At 72.4% G+C, this 18,805-nt stretch carries 18 protein-coding genes; 4 read left to right on the forward strand and 14 right to left on the reverse strand.

Annotated features, from left to right (window positions below):
• Positions 1 to 14: 14 nt before the first annotated feature.
• The 7 genes from ACFQ53_RS03905 to hrcA form a co-directional block, all read right to left on the reverse strand.
• The gene (locus ACFQ53_RS03905; RefSeq protein WP_377855573.1) at positions 15 to 893 is read right to left on the reverse strand and encodes an ABC transporter permease; all 879 of its coding nucleotides are present in this window, start codon (positions 891 to 893) and stop codon (positions 15 to 17) included.
• On the reverse strand, positions 886 to 1,749 hold the full coding sequence (locus tag ACFQ53_RS03910) for an ABC transporter permease (protein WP_377855576.1): 864 nt from the start codon (positions 1,747 to 1,749) through the stop codon (positions 886 to 888). The genes ACFQ53_RS03905 and ACFQ53_RS03910 overlap by 8 nt, the downstream gene beginning before the upstream one ends.
• Entirely contained in the window at positions 1,746 to 2,750 is a 1,005-nt protein-coding gene (locus tag ACFQ53_RS03915; protein ID WP_377855579.1) for an ATP-binding cassette domain-containing protein, read from the reverse strand. The genes ACFQ53_RS03910 and ACFQ53_RS03915 overlap by 4 nt, the downstream gene beginning before the upstream one ends.
• Positions 2,747 to 2,875, reverse strand: coding sequence for a hypothetical protein (locus tag ACFQ53_RS03920; protein WP_377855582.1), 129 nt, complete (start codon positions 2,873 to 2,875; stop codon positions 2,747 to 2,749). Before ACFQ53_RS03920 ends, ACFQ53_RS03915 begins: the two co-directional genes overlap by 4 nt.
• Before the next feature lie 97 nt (positions 2,876 to 2,972).
• Positions 2,973 to 3,773: a 16S rRNA (uracil(1498)-N(3))-methyltransferase gene (locus tag ACFQ53_RS03925; protein WP_377855585.1), complete on the reverse strand. Its 801-nt coding sequence runs from the start codon at positions 3,771 to 3,773 to the stop codon at positions 2,973 to 2,975.
• A 26-nt stretch (positions 3,774 to 3,799) separates the two neighbouring features.
• Positions 3,800 to 4,930, reverse strand: a complete 1,131-nt coding sequence (gene dnaJ / locus ACFQ53_RS03930; protein WP_377855588.1) for a molecular chaperone DnaJ — start codon at positions 4,928 to 4,930, stop codon at positions 3,800 to 3,802.
• A gap of 76 nt (positions 4,931 to 5,006) precedes the next feature.
• Positions 5,007 to 6,035, reverse strand: a complete 1,029-nt coding sequence (hrcA, locus tag ACFQ53_RS03935) for a heat-inducible transcriptional repressor HrcA (RefSeq protein ID WP_377855591.1) — start codon at positions 6,033 to 6,035, stop codon at positions 5,007 to 5,009.
• 82 nt (positions 6,036 to 6,117) lie between these two features.
• Between hrcA and ACFQ53_RS03940 the strand changes: the two genes are divergently transcribed.
• Positions 6,118 to 7,008: a DUF3097 domain-containing protein gene (locus ACFQ53_RS03940; RefSeq protein ID WP_377855594.1), complete on the forward strand. Its 891-nt coding sequence runs from the start codon at positions 6,118 to 6,120 to the stop codon at positions 7,006 to 7,008.
• Between the two features lie 150 nt (positions 7,009 to 7,158).
• Entirely contained in the window at positions 7,159 to 8,292 is a 1,134-nt protein-coding gene (locus ACFQ53_RS03945) for a DUF4870 domain-containing protein (protein WP_377855597.1), read from the forward strand.
• 108 nt (positions 8,293 to 8,400) lie between these two features.
• On the opposite strand, the gene ACFQ53_RS03950 is transcribed toward ACFQ53_RS03945, so the two are convergent.
• The 3 genes from ACFQ53_RS03950 to lepA all read right to left on the reverse strand — a co-directional run bounded on the left by ACFQ53_RS03950 (position 8,401) and on the right by lepA (position 11,948).
• Positions 8,401 to 8,784, reverse strand: a complete 384-nt coding sequence (locus ACFQ53_RS03950; RefSeq protein ID WP_377855600.1) for an iron chaperone — start codon at positions 8,782 to 8,784, stop codon at positions 8,401 to 8,403.
• A gap of 84 nt (positions 8,785 to 8,868) precedes the next feature.
• On the reverse strand, positions 8,869 to 10,065 hold the full coding sequence (gene hemW / locus ACFQ53_RS03955; RefSeq protein WP_377855603.1) for a radical SAM family heme chaperone HemW: 1,197 nt from the start codon (positions 10,063 to 10,065) through the stop codon (positions 8,869 to 8,871).
• The gene (gene lepA / locus ACFQ53_RS03960) at positions 10,062 to 11,948 is read right to left on the reverse strand and encodes a translation elongation factor 4 (protein ID WP_152352850.1); all 1,887 of its coding nucleotides are present in this window, start codon (positions 11,946 to 11,948) and stop codon (positions 10,062 to 10,064) included. The genes hemW and lepA overlap by 4 nt, the downstream gene beginning before the upstream one ends.
• A gap of 242 nt (positions 11,949 to 12,190) precedes the next feature.
• On the opposite strand from lepA, the gene ACFQ53_RS03965 reads away from it, so the two are divergent.
• Together ACFQ53_RS03965 and rpsT are read left to right on the forward strand one after the other, a co-directional pair.
• The gene (locus tag ACFQ53_RS03965; protein WP_377855608.1) at positions 12,191 to 12,832 is read left to right on the forward strand and encodes a type II toxin-antitoxin system PemK/MazF family toxin; all 642 of its coding nucleotides are present in this window, start codon (positions 12,191 to 12,193) and stop codon (positions 12,830 to 12,832) included.
• Between the two features lie 282 nt (positions 12,833 to 13,114).
• Positions 13,115 to 13,381 (forward strand): 30S ribosomal protein S20, encoded by a 267-nt coding sequence (gene rpsT, locus ACFQ53_RS03970; RefSeq protein WP_152352848.1) that lies wholly within the window; start codon positions 13,115 to 13,117, stop codon positions 13,379 to 13,381.
• 69 nt (positions 13,382 to 13,450) lie between these two features.
• Here the strand turns inward: rpsT and holA are convergent, their stop codons facing one another.
• The 4 genes from holA to ACFQ53_RS03990 all read right to left on the reverse strand — a co-directional run bounded on the left by holA (position 13,451) and on the right by ACFQ53_RS03990 (position 18,800).
• Entirely contained in the window at positions 13,451 to 14,437 is a 987-nt protein-coding gene (holA, locus tag ACFQ53_RS03975) for a DNA polymerase III subunit delta (RefSeq protein ID WP_377855613.1), read from the reverse strand.
• A 125-nt stretch (positions 14,438 to 14,562) separates the two neighbouring features.
• On the reverse strand, positions 14,563 to 16,935 hold the full coding sequence (locus ACFQ53_RS03980) for a ComEC/Rec2 family competence protein (protein WP_377855616.1): 2,373 nt from the start codon (positions 16,933 to 16,935) through the stop codon (positions 14,563 to 14,565).
• 2 nt (positions 16,936 to 16,937) lie between these two features.
• Positions 16,938 to 17,990: a helix-hairpin-helix domain-containing protein gene (locus ACFQ53_RS03985; protein WP_377855619.1), complete on the reverse strand. Its 1,053-nt coding sequence runs from the start codon at positions 17,988 to 17,990 to the stop codon at positions 16,938 to 16,940.
• Between the two features lie 108 nt (positions 17,991 to 18,098).
• Positions 18,099 to 18,800, reverse strand: coding sequence for a vitamin K epoxide reductase family protein (locus ACFQ53_RS03990; RefSeq protein ID WP_377855621.1), 702 nt, complete (start codon positions 18,798 to 18,800; stop codon positions 18,099 to 18,101).
• Positions 18,801 to 18,805 lie beyond the last annotated feature (5 nt).

Raw genomic sequence — 18,805 nt, forward strand, 5'->3', positions numbered from 1 at the left:
GTCGGCGGAGGGCCTCAGTTCCCGGGGCTCGTGTACCAGCGGGACATGAGGCGGAAGCAGAGCACGCCCGCCACCAGCAGCACGGGCCCCGCGAGCGGCGAGAGCACGGCGACCGCCGACGGGACCACCGCCTCGTCGGCCCGTCCGAGCACCACGGTGATCGGTAGGTACGCCATGAACGCGAGCGGGATCAGCGCCGTCAGCAGCCAGCCGCCGACGACCCCGAAGATGCTCATCGGGTAGGCGCCGAAGTCCGTGAGGATGCGGTCGATCGTGTCCTTGACGCGAGTGATCGGCCCCCAGCGGAAGTCGAGTCCCGAGATCGCGATCTGCATGCCCGCCTCCACGAGGCCGCCGCCTATCGCGGCGAGGGCGAGGTAGACGATGCGGCCCGGCGTCCAGGCGACGTCGACCATCCCGGCGGCGGTCACGAGGATCGCGAGGCCCAGCACCAGGTCGCCGATCGTGCCCGGGTTGAACATTCGGGTGAGCAGCTGCATGAGCGGCGGCGCGGGCCGCAGCAGGAAGCGGTCCCAGATGCCGTCGCGGATCGCCTGGGCGCTCCCGCGGTGCTGGCCGAAGTTGATCGTGCAGACACCGTGCGCGGTCAGACGCAGCCCGTAGAGGAGAGCGACCTCCCCCACGCTCCAGCCGGCGATGGCGCCGAATGCGTTCAGCAGCACGCCGATGAAGGCGAGCTGCGTGCCCTGCAGCGCCGCGCTGCCCAGGAACGTCATCGCGAGGTTCACGCGGTGCACGCGCATGCTGCGCCAGGTCGCGCGCACCAGGATCGTGTACGTGCGCCAGGCGGGGACGGGTCTCGCGAGGGTCTCGGCCCGACGCGCGGCCCCTGTCGGCCCGGCGGGTTCCGAGGTTCCGTGCGTCTCAGCCACCGAAGATCACCAACCGTCGGATCGCGCGGCGCCAGACGAGCGCCGCCAGCACGATCAGCAGTCCGATCCACAGCAGCTGGCCGCCGATCGCGCTGACGGTGTGCCACCCGGGGTCGGGGTCCACGTAGAGGGAGATCGGCACGAAGATCTGCGCGGAGAACGGCAGCCAGCCGAGCACCGCGCGCAGGGCGCCCGGCATGAACCACAGCGGTATCAGCGCTCCGGAGCTGAACTGGGCGAGCATGCGGTAGACGAGGAATGCGCCCCCGACCTCGAGCGTCCAGAAGCCGACGAGGCCCACGGTGAAGTTCATGATCTGGGCGATCACGAGGCCCAGCGTGATCGAGACCGCGAAGGCGACGCCCGAGGCGAGCGTGGGCGGAGGATCCACGGCGCCGAGGGCGAGTCCGACGACGAGCGCGCAGCCGGCGGCGGGCAGCTGCGCGAGGCTCGAGCCGAGCTGCTGGGCCAGAGCCATGGGCACCGCGGAGACCGGCCGCATCACGTCGAAAGCGATCGCGCCGGTGCGCAGCCTGCCGTATAGGGTGTCGAAGACGAAGGGCTGGAAGACGAGAGTGGCGAGCACGCCGAGGACGGCATAGGTGATCGCGACGGACTGGTCGACCCCGGCGACGCTCTCCCGGCTGCCGTAGACCGCGGTCCACACCAGGTGCACGAGGATCACCTGCAGAACGGCCCCGACGATGCCGCTCCACATGGAGGCCCGGAACACGAACTGCGAGCGCCAGGACTGCCCGCAGGCGGCAGCGAGCGCGCGCGCCGCGAGAGGCAGTGGCAAGGAGCTGCCCCCGAGGGGCGTGTCCTGCGCAGGGATGGTCTGCGCGCCGGATGTCATCGGCCGCTCCGTCCGACGCTCCCGCTGAGGTAGATCCGGCGGATCACGTCCTCGACGCCCGGCTCGCGGGAGGTGATGTCGAGGACCTCGAGCGCGTCGGAGAGCCTGCTGATCGCTGCCGGGGCGGGGATCCGCTCCGGGTCGAAGCGGAAGGCAGTGAGGTGGTCGTCGCCGTCGGGCCGGGTGGTCGTGCGCTCGATGTCGCCGACGTGCGCGAGCGTCGGCTCCTCGCGCGTGCGCACGACGATCTCGCGGTAGGGCGCGTACTCCCGACGGAGCTGGGCGAGCGTGCCGTCGTAGAGGATCCGCCCCTCATCGATGATCACCACCCGGTGCGCGAGCTGCTCGATGTCGGCGATGTCGTGCGTGGTCAGCAGCACTGTGGTGCCGGCGTCCCGGTTGCGCTGGGCGATGAACTCGCGGATGCGCACCTTGGCGACCACGTCGAGCCCGACAGTGGGCTCGTCGAGGTACAGCACGGGCGGACGGTAGAGCATCGCCGCGACGATGTCGCCGCGCATCCTCTGGCCGAGGGAGAGCGAGCGCACCGAGGTGTCCATGAAGGACCCCATGTCCAGCAGGTCGACGAACTCGTCGAGGGCTCGGCGGTAGTCCTCGCGTCCCAGTCCGTAGAGCCGGGAGATCAGTTCGAAGGAGTCCCGCAGGGGCAGGTCGGTCCACAGCTGGGTGCGCTGGCCGAAGACGGCGCCGATGTTGCGTGCGTTCGCACGCCGGTCCTTCCAGGGCACGATCCCCTCCACCTCGACGTGCCCGGAGGTGGGCACGAGGATGCCGGTGAGCATCTTGATGGTGGTGGACTTGCCGGCTCCGTTGGGGCCGAGATAGCCGACGATCTCGCCGTCGTCGATCCGCAGCGAGATGTCGTCGACCGCGCGGGTGAGGACGCGGCGCGTGCTGAACAGCGAGCGCACGGAGGACAGGGGCCCCTCGACGCGCGCGGGCCGGGAGAACTCCTTGACGAGGTGCTCGGCGCGAATCATCCGCCGAGCATCCCGGCCGCCGCTCCGCCGTCGGTCCCCGATCCCGTCGACAGCGGGACGCCCGGTGGGATCACGGTGCGCCGGATCATCGAGGAGGGGAGGGACGGAGCGGCGCGCAGCGACATGGGTCGCTAGGCTTCCATGGCGTGACCCAGCACACAAGGACATTCGGTGCGTGCCCCGGGGTCGGGCCACACATCGAGCCCGCTCAGAGGGCCGCTCTCAGCCCCAGCGGCCGATGAGTGCGCTGATCACGGAGAGGGCCGCGGGGCCTGCGGTCGAGGAGCGCAGCACCTCGGGGCCCAGCAGCACGGATCGCGCCCCGGCCTCCTTCAACTGCGCGAGCTCCTCCGGGGAGATGCCGCCCTCGGGGCCGACGACGACCACGATCTCGGGCACAGCGGCAGGCACCTCGTCGGACCGGAGGGCCCGCAGCTCCTCGGCGAGTCCCATGAGCCCCACCGACTCCTGCTCGTGCAGCACGAGGAGCAGGGCGCCCGCCGCGGAGCGCGCACGCAGATCCTCGACGAGCTGGGCGCTCGTGCGCGCCTCGTCGACCACGGGGATCCCGCGCCGACGGCACTGCTTGACGGCCGCACGCACAGTGTTCTCCCAGCGGGCATGGCCCTTCCGCAGCTTCTCGCCCTTCCAGACGGACACCGAGCGGTGCGCGATCCAGGGCGTCACCCGGTCCACGCCCAGCTCGGTCGCCGACTCGATCGCCTGCTCGTCGCGTCCGCCGGTGGCCAGCGCCTGCACGAGGGAGAGGCGCGGTGCGCGGGTCACCGGATCCGAGGGCGCCTCGAGCAGACGCAGGGACAGCTCCTCCTTGCGCGCCTCGGTCACCTCGGCGCGGGCCTGACGGCCGGCCGCATCGCTCAGCAGGATCCGCTCCCCCGCGCGGATGCGCGCGACCTTCGCCGCATGCCTGCCCTCCTCGCCCGCGAGGTCGTACATCGAGCCCTCGCCGAGCGCGGCGAGGGCGTCGTCGAGCACCAGGAAGGCGGCGGGGGTGTCGGGCACGGCGTGGCTCCTCGGCGGATCGGGTCTCAGCGCTCGCGGAGGCGATCGCGCAGCTTGCCGAACACGCCGTGGGATCCGCGCCGGCCGGACGTGGCGGCGGGCTTCTCCTCGTCGCGGACGCTCGCGAGCTTCTCGAGCAGCTCGCGCTGCTCGTCGTCGAGCCGGGTGGGGATCTGCACGTCGAGCTCGACGCGGATGTCGCCGCGGGTGCTGCGGCGCAGCGGGGTGACGCCGAGGCCCTTGAGGACGATCTCCTCGTCGGGCTGGCTGCCCGCCTGGATCTCCACGGTGCGCTCGCCGTCGAAGGTCTCCAGGGGGATGCTCGCGCCGAGCGCGGCGGCGGTCATCGGGATCCGCAGACGGGTGACCAGGTCCGAGCCCTCGCGCACGAAGACGTCGTGCTCAGCGACGGAGAGCTCCACGAAGAGGTCGCCCGCGGGGCCGCCGGCCTCCCCGACCTCTCCCTCACCGCGCAGCTGGATGCGGGTGCCGTCCTCGACGCCCGCCGGGATGCGCACGGTCACCGTGCGCTCGCTGGGGGTGCGACCGTGGCCGGAGCACTGGGTGCAGGGGGATTCGATGACGTCGCCGTGGCCGCCGCAGACGGGGCAGGGCGCCATCGTCACCATCTGGCCGAGCAGCGACTGGGCGACGCGCTGGACATGGCCGCTGCCGCTGCAGTTGGTGCAGCGGGTGGGGCTCGTGCCGGGCTCGCAGCAGGAGCCCTGGCAGCGGTCGCAGGTGACGGCGGTGCGGAAGGTGACGTCCTGCTCGGTGCCGAAGACGACGTCGCGCAGGCTCACCTCGGTGCGCCGCAGCACGTCGCCTCCGCGGCGCTGGCGCGGGGTGGGGCCCTGTCCGCGGCCGCGCATGCCCGAGGCGCCGGCGAACATGTCGAAGATGTCCGAGAAGTCGAAGGACGCCCCGCCGGGGAACCCGCCCATGCCGGGGCCGCCGCCCATGTCGTACTGGCGACGGCGGTCGGGGTTCGAGAGGGTCTCGTAGGCCTGGGAGACCCGCTTGAACTTCTCCTGCGCCTCGGGGTCGGGGTTGACGTCCGGGTGCAGGGTGCGGGCGAGCTTGCGGTAGGCCTTCTTGATCTCGTCGGTCGAGGCCTCGCGGCTGACGCCGAGCAGCTCGTAGTAGTCGTCGTTCACGAAGGGGTCCTTGCTGTGGCGGTGGTTCGGTGGGGCGCGGGCGGAAGCGTCGGGTGCCTCATCTCGGGGACGAGCATCAACCCAGGAAGCGGGAGACGTAGCGCGCGAGGGCCTGGACGGTCGAGATGCCGGTCACGTAGTCCATCCTGGTGGGGCCCAGGATCGCCAGGTGCGAGCCGTCACGGTACCCGGCGCCCACGAGGGACGCCTGGGTGAGCGCGTGCTCGGGGATCTCCTGGCCGATGCGGACCTCGACGGCTCCGGGCTCTGCGCGCATCGAGCCCAGCAGGCGCAGCAGCACGAGCTGCTCCTCGAGCACGTCCAGGAGGGGCTCGACCTGGGTGGTGAAGTCCCCGGCCGAGCGCGCGAGGTTCGCGGCGCCGGCCATGATGATGCGGTCCTCGGTGCGGCTGTCGGCGAGCCCCAGCAGGGCGTCGACGACCTCGCGGCACGCCTCCTGCACCGCGGCAGGGCTGCGGCCGACGAGCTCGGCGAGCGGCCCGTGGAGATCGGTGACCTCGCGGCCGACGACCGCCTGGTTCATGCGCGCGCGCAGGTCCGCGTAGAAGTCCGTGTCGAACTCGGAGGAGCGTCCCGCGAGGAGCGGGATGGTGCGCTGGTCGACCTGACCGGACTCGGTGATGAGGACGACGAGCAGGAGCGCGTCGGCCACCTTCACGAGCTCGACGTGGCGCACCCGGGCCTGCCGCACCGCCGGGTACTGCACGAGGGCGACCTGGTGGGTGAGCTGGGCGAGCAGACGGACGGTGCGCGTCAGCAGCTCGTCGAGATCGCCGGCGTCGTCGAGGAAGGAGCGGATCGCCCGCTTCTCCGGCGAGGACAGCGGCTTGATCGCGGCGACGTGGTCGACGAAGGCGCGGTAGCCCTTGTCGGTGGGCACGCGACCGGCCGAGGTGTGGGGCTGGGTGATCAGCCCCTCCTCCTCGAGCAGCGACATGTCGTTGCGGACCGTCGCCGCCGAGACCCCCAGATCGTGGCGGTCCAGCAGGGATTTCGAGCCCACGGGCTCGCGGGTGGCGACGTAGTCCTCGACGATCGCGCCCAGGATCTGCAGCCTGCGCTCCTCCACGTGCTCACCTCCCATGCGCTGGCACTGTTCGCTTCCGAGTGCCAATCCTACGCGTCACCGACGCCGCTCCACGAGAGGCGTTCGCCACCGGTGTACGGTGTCGGCCGTGTCACCGCGATCCTTCCCCGACCGCTACGGCCAGGACGTCCTCTCCTCGCCCGCGCCCTCCCACCACCGCCGCGCCCCGCAGGCCGCCGATGTCCCCGCGCAGCGGGATCTCGTCGTCGAGGAGGCGTCCTCGGGCTTCACCGGTGCGATCGTGCGCCTCGAGAAGATCGCCGGCGAGCTCGTCGTCGAGCTCGAGGACGGACGCGGCCGGCGCCGCGGCTTCCCGATGGGCCCCGGCTTCATGATCGACGGCAGACCTGTGCGCCTGGTCCCGCCGCAGCGCGCCGCGGCCGCCGCCCCTGCCCGGCAGCGCTCGGCCTCCGGCTCCGTCTACGTGCAGGGCGCGAAGGCCCGCACGGCCCGCGCCTCGCGGATCTGGGTCGAGGGCAAGCACGACGCCGAGCTGGTGCAGAAGGTGTGGGGCCACGACCTGCGCATCGAGGGCGTGGTCGTCGAGATGCTCGACGGGGCCGACAACCTCGCCGAACGCGTGCGCGACTTCGCCCCCGGCCCGGGCCGGCGCCTGGGCGTGCTCGTCGACCACCTCGTCAAGGGCTCGAAGGAGACGCGTCTGGCCGAGGAGACCATGCGTCTTCCCGGGGCGCGCGGGAACGTGCTGATCCTGGGCCACCCGTACGTCGACGTCTGGCAGGCCGTGCGCCCCGCGCGCGTCGGACTCCAGGCATGGCCCCACGTGCCCCGCGGCACCGACATCAAGGTGGGGACGCTGCGGGCGCTCGGCTGGCCGCACGCCGAGCAGGCCGACATCGCCGAGGGCTGGCAGCGGATCCTCTCGACGGTCCGCTCCTACGCCGACGTCGAGCCGACCCTCTCCGGACGCATCGAGGAGCTCATCGACTGGGTGACCACCGAGTCCTGAGCCCGGCGATCGGGGGCTTTCCCCCGGGGGACGCCGCGGAACTCCCCCGCGCGCGGTCGTGATCCGCCCGATAGGCTCGTGGCGCACGTGAACCCGCTCGGCCTGCGCGACCGCGCTGCGGAGCGATCGAACCGGACGAGGAGCGATCCCATGAGCGAGAACAACGGACCCGTCGACCCGTATCGGCCGACGCAGGAGGGCACGGACGAGAGCGCGTGGACTGCCGGCCGCCCACAGGCCGACGCCGCACCCGAGGGCGCCCCCGGCGCCGAGGGGGCGGATGCGCCCGGCGGCGGTGCGACCGCAGAGAGCATCGCCGCGGACGGTGCGCCCTCGGCGGGCGCCGCGGACGGCACGTCCGCCGACGAGGGCGGGGCCTACGCCGTGGAGAACGAGTTCTCCGCTCCGCGTCCGGCGGACGACGGACAGGCATCGGACCCGACCTGGGGACCGGCTCCGGATCCGGCGACGGCGTCCGACGAGTCCTCGGCGTACGGCCAGGCGTCGCCCTACGGGCAGGCCTCTCCGTACGGGCAGGCCACTCCGTACGGGCAGGCCTCCCCCTCTGGGCAGGCGTCTCCCTACGGCGCGGGCGAAGCGACGCAGTCGTCCGCCGCGGGCGCGGCTCCGAACGGTGAGCAGAGCGGCTACGGCTACGGCCACGGCGGGCCCGCGCAGAGCTCCGGGCAGGCCGGCCCCCAGGGCGCGGCTCACCCGAACCCCGCCGATGGGCAGGGCGGATACCAGGAGAACTCCGGGTACGCGCAGAACACCGGATACCCGCAGGGTGCGAGTGGGCAGCAGGGCGCCTACCAGCAGATCCCGGGCCCGACCCCCGCGGGCGACTGGTCGAACACTCCCCCTCCGCACATCAAGGGCGTGTACCCGGGGCCGCTCACCGGGCAGCCCACGGCCGAGTCCGACGTGAAGCTGTGGTCGATGCTCGCGCAGCTCGCCGTGGTGATCGGGTACATCGTCAGCTTCGGCACGCTCGGCTGGCTCGGGCCGCTGATCATCTTCCTGGTCTTCAAGGACCGCAACCGCTTCATCCGCTTCAACGCGGCCGAGGCGCTCAATGCGGCGATCGCCGTGGTCATCGCGGAGATCGTGCTGACGATCGTGTGCGGGATCCTCGCCCTGATCTCCCTGGGGATCCTCTCGTTCCTCTTCGTGGTGGTCGCCGTCCCCGCGGTCCTGCACATCATCTTCGCGATCATGGGCGCCGTGAAGGCGAACGACCGCCAGTGGTGGAACTACCCCATGAACATCCGCCTCGTGAAGTGAGCCGGTAACCGCGCGAGCGGTCGCCGTATCGGACGACGGGAGGGCCCGGGATCATCTGGATGATCCCGGGCCCTCCCGTCATCCGCACGATGCCGGTGCCGGCGTCCCCTACCTCCAGGTGACGCCGTCCACCTCGTACTCACGGAGACGATGACGCATCATCTCGCGCAGCAGGTCAACCGGGGCCGGCCGCCCGTACGGGAGCTTCACGGTGCCCTTGCCGGTCTCGAAGTCCTCCAGCTGCGCATCGAAGGCCTCGCGGGTGCTGGGCGTGAAGGCCGCGTTCGCGTGCTTCGCGTGGGTGCTGACCACGAACAGGATCATGCCCTGCGGATGCACCCAGGCGATGTTGCCCCACTTCAGCTGCTCGCTCGCCTCGGGGACGACCTCGCGCGCGAGCTCGCGCAGCTGCTGGGCGAGCTCGAGGGCGGGGCCGTCCAGCCCGGCGAAGTACTCGTCGACGGTCTTCGGCTTTCCGGTGCGCGCGGTCATGCCAGCAGTCTGGCACCGGCCCTGCGCCCGCGCACGGGATCCCGTGCATCCACCCGGAGGACGCGGCGCCGGAGGCCCTTGACGTCAGGGCACGAGGTCGCGGATGACGGCGTCGGCCAGCAGGCGGCCCTCGCGCGTGAGCACCGCCCGGCCCTCGACGAGGGCGTCCGGATCGAGGTGACCGCGATCGCGGTGGACGGCGAGCATCCCGCGGGTCTGCGCGGGGACCTCCTGGACGGGAAGCCCGTCTGCGATGCGCAGCTCGAGCATGATCCGCTCCAGGAGGCGATCCTGCTCGCTCAGCTGCTCGGACTCCTGGACGGGAAGGACACCCTGGGCCAGGAGCCCCGCGTAGCGGCTGGGGTGCTTCACGTTCCAGGCCCGCATGCCGCGGCGATGCCGGTGCGCACCGGGGCCGATCCCCCACCAGTCCGCACCGCGCCAGTAGGCGAGGTTGTGCCGGCAGCGCTCGGCGGTGGTGCGCGCGAAGTTCGAGACCTCGTACCACTGCAGACCGTGCGCCCTGGTGAGGTCGTCGATGAGCTCGTACTTGTCGGCCATGTCGTCAGGATCGGGCTCGGAGATCTCGCCGTGGCGCAGCCGACGGGCCATCGCCGTGTTCCCCTCGATGATCAGCGAGTAGGCGGAGAGATGGTCGACGTCGCAGGCCAGGGCCGCGCGCACCGACGTCTCGACGTCGGCGACGGTCTCCCCCGGCGTCCCGTAGATCAGATCGAGGCTCACCGAGAGCCCCGCCTCCTTCGCCCAGGCGACGGCCTGCGGGACCCGCTCGGGATCATGCGTGCGGTCGAGCGTCGCGAGCACGCTGCGCACCGCGGACTGCATGCCGAAGGAGACACGGGTGATGCCGCCCTCGACGAGGGTGCGCAGCGACTCGGGCGTGACCGAGTCCGGGTTCGCCTCGGTCGTGACCTCGACGTCCGGCGCGAAGGGCACGAGGGAGCGCAGATGGGAGAGCATCGCGACGAGATCGTCGGCGGGCAGCAGGGTGGGCGTGCCGCCGCCGAAGAACACCGTGGAGACCCGGTCGTAGTCGATGCCGTGGGCCGCGTCGTCCGCGAGGGTCAGATCCATCTCGCGCATGGCGTTGGCGGGGTACTCGCGCTGGGACCCGCCGCCGCCCAGCTCGGTCGCGGTGTAGGTGTTGAAGTCGCAGTATCCGCAGCGCACCGCGCAGAACGGCACGTGGATGTAGACCGAGAGGTCTCCGACGCCGTACGGCGTGGAAACCGATGAAGGGACAGCGGAGACCGCGCTCACTTCTTCTTCGCGTCCTTGCTGCCGCTGTCGCCGCCGCCGTCCGAGGAGAGCGCGGCGATAAAGGCCTCCTGCGGCACCTCGACGGAGCCGATGTTCTTCATGCGCTTCTTGCCCTCCTTCTGCTTCTCCAGCAGCTTGCGCTTGCGCGAGATGTCGCCGCCGTAGCACTTGGACAGCACGTCCTTGCGCATGGCACGGATGTTCTCGCGGGCGATGATGCGGGAGCCGATGGCGGCCTGGATCGGCACCTCGAACTGCTGGCGAGGGATGAGGTTCTTGAGCTTGCCGGCCATCTCGACGCCGTAGTGGTAGGCCTGCTCGCGGTGCACGACGGCGCTGAAGGCGTCGACCGGCTCGCCCTGCAGCAGCATGTCGACTTTCACGAGGTCGGCCGCCTGCTCCCCCTCGACGTCGTAGTCGAGGGAGGCGTAGCCCTTGGTGCGGGACTTCAGCTGGTCGAAGAAGTCGAAGACGATCTCCGCGAGCGGCAGCGTGTAGCGCAGCTCGACGCGATCCTCCGAGAGGTAGTCCATGCCCAGCAGGCTGCCGCGCTTGGACTGGCACAGGTCCATGATCGCGCCGATGAACTCGCTCGGGGCCAGCAGCGTGGCCCGCGTGATCGGTTCGCGGATCTCGCGCACCTTGCCCTCGGGGAAGTCCGAGGGGTTGAGCACGTCGACCTCGGTGCCGTCCTCCATGGTCACGTGGTAGATCACGCTCGGAGCGGTGGCGATGAGGTCGAGGTCGAACTCGCGCTCGAGGCGCTCGCGGATGATCTCGAGGTGCAGCAGCCCCAGGAAGCCCACGCGGAAGCCGAAGCCCAGGGCCGTGGACGTCTCCGGCTCGTAGTTCAGGGCCGCGTCGTTGAGCTTGAGCTTGTCCAGCGCGTCGCGCAGGTTGGGGTAGTCCGAGCCGTCGATCGGGAACAGGCCCGAGAACACCATCGGCTTGGGATCCGAATAGCCCGCGAGGGGCTCGGTGGCGCCGCGGCGCGCGGAGGTGACGGTGTCGCCGACCTTCGACTGGCGCACGTCCTTCACGCCGGTGATGAGGTAGCCGACCTCGCCCGGGCCCAGGCCCTTGGTGGGGATCGGCTCCGGGGAGATCACACCGAGCTCGAGCAGGTCGTGCTCGGCGCGCGTGGAGAGCATCTCGATGCGCTCGCGGGCCGAGAGCCGGCCGTCGAAGACGCGCACGTAGGTGACGACGCCCCGGTAGGTGTCGTACACGGAGTCGAAGATCATCGCGCGGCAGGGGCCGTCGGCGTCGCCCGTCGGGGCGGGCAGGGTGCGCACCACGTGGTCGAGCAGCTCGGGCACGCCCACCCCGGTCTTCCCCGAGACGCGCAGCACCTCGTCGGGATCGACGCCGACGAGCTGGCCGATCTCGGCCGCGTACTTCTCGGGCTCGGCGCCGGGGAGATCGATCTTGTTGAGCACCGGGATGATGGTGAGGTCGTTCTCCATCGCCAGGTAGAGGTTCGCGAGGGTCTGCGCCTCGATGCCCTGGGCGGCGTCGACCAGCAGGATCGCGCCCTCGCAGGCGGCGAGCGAGCGGGAGACCTCGTAGGTGAAGTCGACGTGCCCGGGGGTGTCGATCATGTTCAGCGCGAAGTTCGTCCCGTCGACCTGCCAGGGCATGCGCACGGCCTGGCTCTTCACGGTGATGCCGCGCTCGCGCTCGATGTCCATCCGGTCGAGGTACTGGGCGCGCATCGCCCGTTCGTCGACCACGCCGGTGAGCTGGAGCATGCGGTCGGCCAGCGTCGACTTGCCATGGTCGATGTGGGCGATGATGCAGAAGTTCCGGATGCGCTCCGAGGGCGTCGAGGCGGGCTGGATGTCGCTCGCGGCATCGGCGGGGATCCTCGGGGTCACCGGCATCTGTCCTCTCATCGTGGCGCCGACGGGCACATCCCGGGGCGCGCGCTGGCAGCACCAGCCATGGTCTCATGGCGGGCGCTGATCGCGAGGCGGCGGGGCCGCTTGGGGGCGCACATCACCCGGGTCCCCCGTCGTGCGTGAGGCGGCGACGACGACCGCGCTCCCCGCCGTCCGCCACCGGGAGGCTGTCTACGATGGGCGCGATCCGCACGCCTTCGCACCGACCGCACAGGAGGACACGCATGTCCCTCGGCTCCCGACTCGGCTCGATCCTCACCCGCGCCGCCCGCTCCCGCACGGTGCGCCGGGCCGCGCGCGAGCTCGGACGCAGCGCCGCGGACGCGCTGCGCAGCGGCGAGGGGAACGGGTCCCGCGAGGGCGGGCACAGCCCACACGGGCGCAGCCGCGATCGGGCGGACGGCTCCACCGGCGAGCACGCGGTGCTGCGCGACCGCTCCTCCTCCCCCGCCCCGGCCATCACCTATGCGCCGAGCGCCGACGGGGACGCCGATCCCGGCGAGATCGTCTGGGCGTGGGTCCATTTCGAGGAGGACGTCCATCAGGGCAAGGACCGCCCCGCGCTCGTCCTCGCCCTCGAGGACGCGTCGGTGGGCGGCGCCGACGGCTCGGGGCAGGCGGTCGTCGCCCTCATGCTCACCTCGCGCGATCGCGGACAGGGCACCCACACCGACACCCGCGGCGCGACCTGGGTCGACATCGGCACCGGGTCGTGGGACTCCCAGCACCGCCCCTCCGAGGTGAGGGTGGACCGTCTCCTGAGGATCCCCGCCTCCGCGGTGCGCCGGGAGGGCGCGCGCGTGGACCGCGAGCGGTTCGACGCGGTCGTCGCCGAGGCCCGCCGGGTGCACGGCTGGTCTGCCTGACCGAGGGCCCTGCGCGACCTGGGCGCGACACGTCACATGGTCGCGGGATTCCGGGCCGGCTGCTGGTAACCTCGTCTGCTGTATGTGTGACATACCGCCCGGTGTGCGCACACCCGGTCGCCCGCCGTGTCAGGGCCGATCGGAGTGAGCGTCTCGGGTGCGTGACCGCGGCAGCGACCCGGCACCGACGTCTCCAGGCGATCCCCACCGCCCGTCCCCGTCGTGGCCGTTCCTCTGCAGCTGCGGACGTTCCACCACATCCCAGAGCAAGAGAAGAGTCCCGTGGCAAACATCAAGTCGCAGATCAAGCGCAACAAGACCAACGAGAAGGCCCGTCTGCGCAACCGTGCGTACAAGAGCGAGCTGAAGACCTACGTGCGCAAGGTGCGCACCGCCGTCGCCGCGGGCGACGCGGATGCCGCGCAGTCGGCCCTGCAGGTCGCCGGGCGCAAGCTCGACAAGGCCGCCTCGAAGGGTGTCATCCACAAGAACCAGGCCGCGAACCGCAAGTCCGGTCTCGCGAAGCTCGTCGCCGGCGTCGCCGCCTGAGACGGCTCCACGCCTTCCACGAGGGCCCCGCACCGTTCGGTGCGGGGCCCTCGTGCATGCGGGGCGGGGTCAGCGGGTGCGTCGGGCGCGCGAGATCTCGATGATCATGCGCTGCACGGACCACTGCGGGTCCCGGCCCGCGCCCTTGACCTCGTGATCCGCCTGGGCGACGGCGTTCAGTGCGCGGGCGAGCGAGCGGTCGCTCCACCCGCGCGCGTCGCGGGAGAGGTTCTTGACCATCCACTCGGGCATGCCGAGGCTGCGTGCGGAGGCGCCGGGCGTGGAGACCTTCGTGAGGCCGCGCATCTTCGAGGCCATCGCGGCCACGAGCGGCACCGGGTCCGCGCCGGCCAGGCGGGCCTGCTGCAGCAGCACGAGGGCCTCGGCCTCGCGTCCGGCGATGGTGGCATCGGCGACGGCGAAGGCTGTGGTCTCCACGCGCCCGGCCGTCACCCCGCGCACGTGCTCGAGGGTGACGGGCGCCGCCTGCTCGCCGCCCTCCGGGGTGGTGTCCTCGATGAGCTGACGGCTGATGGCGGCGAGCTCCGAGAGGTCGGTGCCGAAGGCGTCGACGAGCGCGGCCGCGGCGTCGGGCTGGATGCGGCGTCCGGCGCGGGTGAACTCGGCGGTGACGAAGGTCTGCTTGTCGCCGGCGCGCTTGAGCGGATCGGCCGCGACGCGCTGGACCCCGGCCTTCTTCAGGGCGTCCAGGAGCTTCTTGCCGCGGTTCCCGCCGCGGTGGACGAGCACCAGGGTGACGTCGTCCTCCGGGGACCGGATGTAGCTGCTGACCTCGTTGACGAGCGACTCGGGCGCGGACTGCAGGTCGGGCACGAGGACGAAACGGCCCTCGCCGAACAGGGACGGGCTCGTGACCTGGGCGAGTGCGCCGGCGACGGCACTCTCGCCGCCGATCTCGTGGATCGCGACCTCCGGATCCCTCTCGCGCGCGAGGGCCTTCAGCCGCTCGAGGGCGCGCGCGGCGATCAGCGGCTCCGTCCCGTGGACGAGCACCACGGGCGCGAGGTCGACGCTGTGCCAGGCGACGTCGGCCATCGGCAGCTCCTTCGGGGTCGGCGGGTCGGATGGTGGGTGGCTTCGGGGGCGCTGGAGGCGGCGGACACGCCGCGACGGATGCGCGGGGAGCCGCTCCGGGCGCGGGCCGGGAGGCCCGCTCGATCCTATCCGGCCGGGCCGACGGCCCGGGGGCTCAGCGGGTCCTCGGCGGGGAGCAGGACGGTGCCGTCGACGTCCGTGCGGGCGGAGCGCGCCCCGAGTCTCTCGGCGATCGAGAGGGTCTGCGGCGAGGGATGGCCGAAGGTGTTGTCCTTGCCCACGGTGAACAGCATGAGCTGGGGTGACAGGGCGTCGTAGAGCCCGGTGGTCTGTCGCTTGGAGCCGTGATGGGCGGTCTTCACGATGGTCGCCGGGGCGGGCCGTGCGGCGAGCAGGCGCGCTTGGCCGACGGGCTCGAGGTCCCCGAGTCCCACGTAGCTCACGCCGTCCGGCCACGTGGCGCGCACGACGACCGAGCAGTCGTTGAAGTCGTCCCCCTCGCCCCCGGTCTCGAGATGGGATGCCTGGCGGGCGCCGTCGGCCGACGGCGGCCACAGGACGTCGAGGCCCAGGGTGCCCTCTGCCTGGGCCGTTCCGGTGGTGACGGCGGTGATCGGCACGTCGGGGACCGTCTTCGCCGTCGCCTCGGGCAGAGGGCACACCCACTGCGCCCTCGGTGTCCGCTCCCCCGTGAGGGCGTCGATCCCGCCCACGTGGTCGGCGTGGGGATGCGTGAGGACGAGCAGATCGATGCGGGTGACGTGCAGTCGGTCGAGGCATGAGCGCAGGGCATCGGGGTTGGGTCCGGTGTCCACGAGCACGGTCGCGGGCTCGGCGCTGCCCGTGCTGTCCTCGGAGGAGCCCGCGTCCCCGGGCCGTTCGCGCAGCAGGACCGCGTCGCCCTGGCCGACGGCGCAGGCGGCGACGCGCCAGTCGTCGGCCCCGACGCCGGGGACCGGAAGGCGCTGGGCGAGCGGCGGGGCGAGCACGGCGACGAGCACCGCCGCGAGGACGAACCGGACGATCCGCGAACGGTGGCCCAGCACCCCGGCGACGACGAGCGCGATCGCGAGCAGGGCGAGCACCGCTCCCCACGCCCCCTCGGGCACGGCGATGCGGGAGCCCGGCAGGGCATCGGCCGTGCGCGCCACGAGGATGACCAGGTGCGCACCGCCGGCGGTGAGGTGCCACAGCGGGGTCGCCAGAGCAGGGGCGACGGGGCCGATGAGGGTCGCGATCATCCCGATCACCGTGGCGGGGCCGACGATTGGGGCAACCGCCATGTTGACGGGCACCGCCCACACCGATACCTCGGGGGTGAGCAGCACGAGCACGGGCGTGCACGCGAGCTGCGCGGCGAGGGGGACGGCGATCACGAGCGCCCACGGGCGGCGGATCCTCTCCCCGCTCATGCTCACGGCCGCGCTCGCCATGGCGGGGGCGAGCACGAGGATCGCCGCGGTCGCGAGGGCGGAGAGCAGGAAGCCGGCGGAGGCCGCGGTCGCCGGGTCGAGGCAGGACCACAGGGCGATCGCCGCCCCGAGCGAGGCGACCGGGGAGGCGCGCACGCCCATGAAGCGGGCGGCGAGCAGCGGTGCGGCCATGGTCGCCGCGCGCAGCACCGACGGCTCGTCCCCGACGAGGGCGACGTACGCGGCGCCGGCGATCGCCGCGGCCGCGACGCGGGGTCGTCGAGGGACGCCGAGCAGCAGGGCCGGGACGAGCACGGCGCCGAGGACGAGCGCGATGTTCGCACCGGAGACCGCGACGAGGTGCGAGATGCCGGCCCGGCGCATGATCTCCTCGGTCTCGGTCGACATGCCGCTGGTGTCGCCCGTCGTCATCCCGCGCGAGAGCGCCGCCTCGTCGTCCGGCAGCGTCGCGGTGAGATCGCGGGCGACCTCGCGGACGTGCTGTCCGGGGCCGTGCGCCGCCTCGAGGACCTCCACACGTGCGGCGGCGAGGATGACGATGCCGTCGGTCTGGGCGACCCGGGCGCGCACCCGGATCACGTCGTGGTCGTGCACGGGGTCGAGGAGATCCTTCCCGCCGGTGACGAGCATGCGCATGGAGGCGGGCAGCGCCGACACGTCGGAGCCGATCCGCGCAGGTCCGGGACGCAGGCGGACCATCACCTGGCGGCGGTCCTCGGCGCCGGGGAACGTGCTCGAGGACTCCTGGCTGTCTCCGGTCGCGACCGCCTCGAGCTCGACGATGCGACCGGTGGTGGACGCGTCCTCGAGGGCGAGGACCGTGGTCTCGTGGCGGTCGATGCCGGGGACCAGCAGCGCGGCCCCGAGCCCGATGAGCACGAGGTGCGCGCCGACGGCGGCGATCGCCCCGGGCCGGCGCAGGCAGGCGGCGATGCACAGGGTGAGCGCGGCGAGGGCGAGCAGCAGGAGGAGTGCGGCCCTGATGCCGCAGGCGATGCCGAGCACCGCGAGGGTCCAGAGCACGGTCGCGGCGGGGACCGTCCGCAGGTCGGCGCGGGTGAGCACGCTCAGACCGTCGCCTGCGGACGGATCTTCTCGAGGGTCGCCGGGCCGATGCCGGAGACCTCGGCGAGGTCGTCGACGCTCGCGAAGGGGCCGTTCTGCTCCCTGTGGTCGATGATGCGCTGGGCGATGGCAGGGCCGACTCCGGGGAGCTCGTCGAGCTGGTCGGCGTCGGCCGTGTTGATGTCGATGGCACCCGCCTCGGAGCCGTCGGCGGATGCCGCGCCGCCGCTGCTCTGTCCCGTGTCGGCCGAACTCCCGGACGTGCCCGCTTCCCCAGTGCTCCCGGGCGCCGCCTCGCCTGCGGGCTCCTCCCCTTCCTCGGGGACCTGGATCTGCTCGGCGTCGACCAGGACGCGCGCGAGGTTCACGGAGGTCAGGTCCGCCGTCTTCGTCTGACCGCCCGCCTCCTCGAGGGCGTCCGCGACGCGCGAGCCCGCCGGGAGCTCGACCACCCCGGGGTCCTCGACGGCGCCCGAGACGTAGACGACCACCGTGTCCTCCCCCGCGCCGCCGGAGGGGCCGCCTGCTTCTCCGGACCCATCCGCGGACGGCGAGGCGGTGGCCGATGCCGAAGGGGGCGCGGCCCCGCCGACGGACCCCTCACCTCCAGTGCCGTCGCCCTCGGCGGACGACGGGTCCGAGGACGCGGACGCGGAGGCTGCGGAGGTCGACGCGGCCGGCGTCGTCGGCACGGACCCGGCCACCGCGCTGCCGCGGCCCATGAGGTGGATGGACGCGCCGGCGATGAGGACGAGCACGGCGATGCCTGCGAGAGCGGCCGGAGAGGGCCGTGGGATCCTCTGCCACCAGGGCGCGCGCTCGGTGCCGCGATGCTCGCGGACGTCGACGAGGTCGTCCTCGGACTCCCACCCGAAGTCCTGCAGGGTGGTCCGGTCCTGCGTGCCGTCGTCCTCGCGCCGCCGACCCTGATCCCTGCGCCGATGCCTCCCCGCCCGCGGGCGCGCAGGGGCCGAGTAGTCTCCGCGCCGCCGGGAGCGGGATGTCCGGGAGCGTGCCCGGCCGGTGGGCCGGGCGGAGCGGGATGCGTGCGACATGCCGGTGAGGCTAGGTGCACGGCGGGGCGCGGGTCAGCGTCGGATGCCCCGATGGGGACAACCGGGCACTGGGGAGGAACGGCGGGCCGCTTCCCGGGTCCCGGGCCCTCAGTTCAGGCCGAAGGTCGCCATCCACTGGGGCCAGAACGCGATCGCGATGACCACGGCGACCAGGGCGTACCAGAGCAGCGTCAGCACGACCCAGCGGCGCAGCAGCGAGGCCAGGGCCCCGCGCACCGCCAGCGTGCCGGTCTCGACGGTGTGGGCGAGCACGGCGAAGAACATCGGCGCCGTGACGAGCCAGACCACCAGGCACCACGGGCACAGGGCGTGGATGACGAAGATCGCGGAGATCGCGAGGAAGTGGACCATCGCGAAGGCGAAGACCATCCCGCCGAGCGTCGCCCAGCGGAACCAGCGGGGCACCGCGGCGCGGGAGACCAGCAGGGAGCCGATCGCGCCCATGATCGCGAAGCCGCCCAGGCCGATCGCCATGTTCGGGATGCCCAGCGCGCTCGCCTGCCAGGTCATCATCACGGTGCCGCACGAGATGAAGGGGTTGATGTCGCAGCCGAGCTGCGCGTCGGGGTTCGCGCTGAGGAAGATCTTGTCCATGAACAGCGCGAGCGCGGCGATCCAGCCGAGCGCTCCGCCGATCAGCAGCACGATCCCCACCACCAGGTCCGGGGCGCGGCGGCGGGAGGCGCGCTCGGCGGCGAGCTCGGCCTCGACCTCGGCGCGCAGCGCGGCCTCGTCGTCGTGCGGCTCCGCACCGCGGTGCGTGTTCTCGGAGCGGGATCGTGCGTTCATCGGGC

Origin of the sequence: Brachybacterium sp. NPDC056505, from assembly GCF_042794925.1 — a bacterium.
GTDB classification, from domain to species: domain Bacteria; phylum Actinomycetota; class Actinomycetes; order Actinomycetales; family Dermabacteraceae; genus Brachybacterium; species Brachybacterium kimchii.

Bases quoted from the DNA above. Each gene is read 5' to 3' on its own strand.
- ACFQ53_RS03910 (WP_377855576.1), bottom strand. From the start codon at position 1,749: ATGACATCCGGCGCGCAGACCATCCCTGCGCAGGACACGCCCCTCGGG.
- ACFQ53_RS03915 (WP_377855579.1), bottom strand. From the start codon at position 2,750: ATGATTCGCGCCGAGCACCTCGTCAAGGAGTTCTCCCGGCCCGCGCGC.
- ACFQ53_RS03920 (WP_377855582.1), bottom strand. From the start codon at position 2,875: ATGTCGCTGCGCGCCGCTCCGTCCCTCCCCTCCTCGATGATCCGGCGC.
- hrcA (WP_377855591.1), bottom strand. From the start codon at position 6,035: ATGGGAGGTGAGCACGTGGAGGAGCGCAGGCTGCAGATCCTGGGCGCG.
- ACFQ53_RS03945 (WP_377855597.1), top strand. From the start codon at position 7,159: ATGAGCGAGAACAACGGACCCGTCGACCCGTATCGGCCGACGCAGGAG.
- ACFQ53_RS03950 (WP_377855600.1), bottom strand. From the start codon at position 8,784: ATGACCGCGCGCACCGGAAAGCCGAAGACCGTCGACGAGTACTTCGCC.
- lepA (WP_152352850.1), bottom strand. From the start codon at position 11,948: ATGCCGGTGACCCCGAGGATCCCCGCCGATGCCGCGAGCGACATCCAG.
- ACFQ53_RS03965 (WP_377855608.1), top strand. From the start codon at position 12,191: ATGTCCCTCGGCTCCCGACTCGGCTCGATCCTCACCCGCGCCGCCCGC.
- holA (WP_377855613.1), bottom strand. From the start codon at position 14,437: ATGGCCGACGTCGCCTGGCACAGCGTCGACCTCGCGCCCGTGGTGCTC.
- ACFQ53_RS03985 (WP_377855619.1), bottom strand. From the start codon at position 17,990: ATGTCGCACGCATCCCGCTCCGCCCGGCCCACCGGCCGGGCACGCTCC.
- ACFQ53_RS03990 (WP_377855621.1), bottom strand. From the start codon at position 18,800: ATGAACGCACGATCCCGCTCCGAGAACACGCACCGCGGTGCGGAGCCG.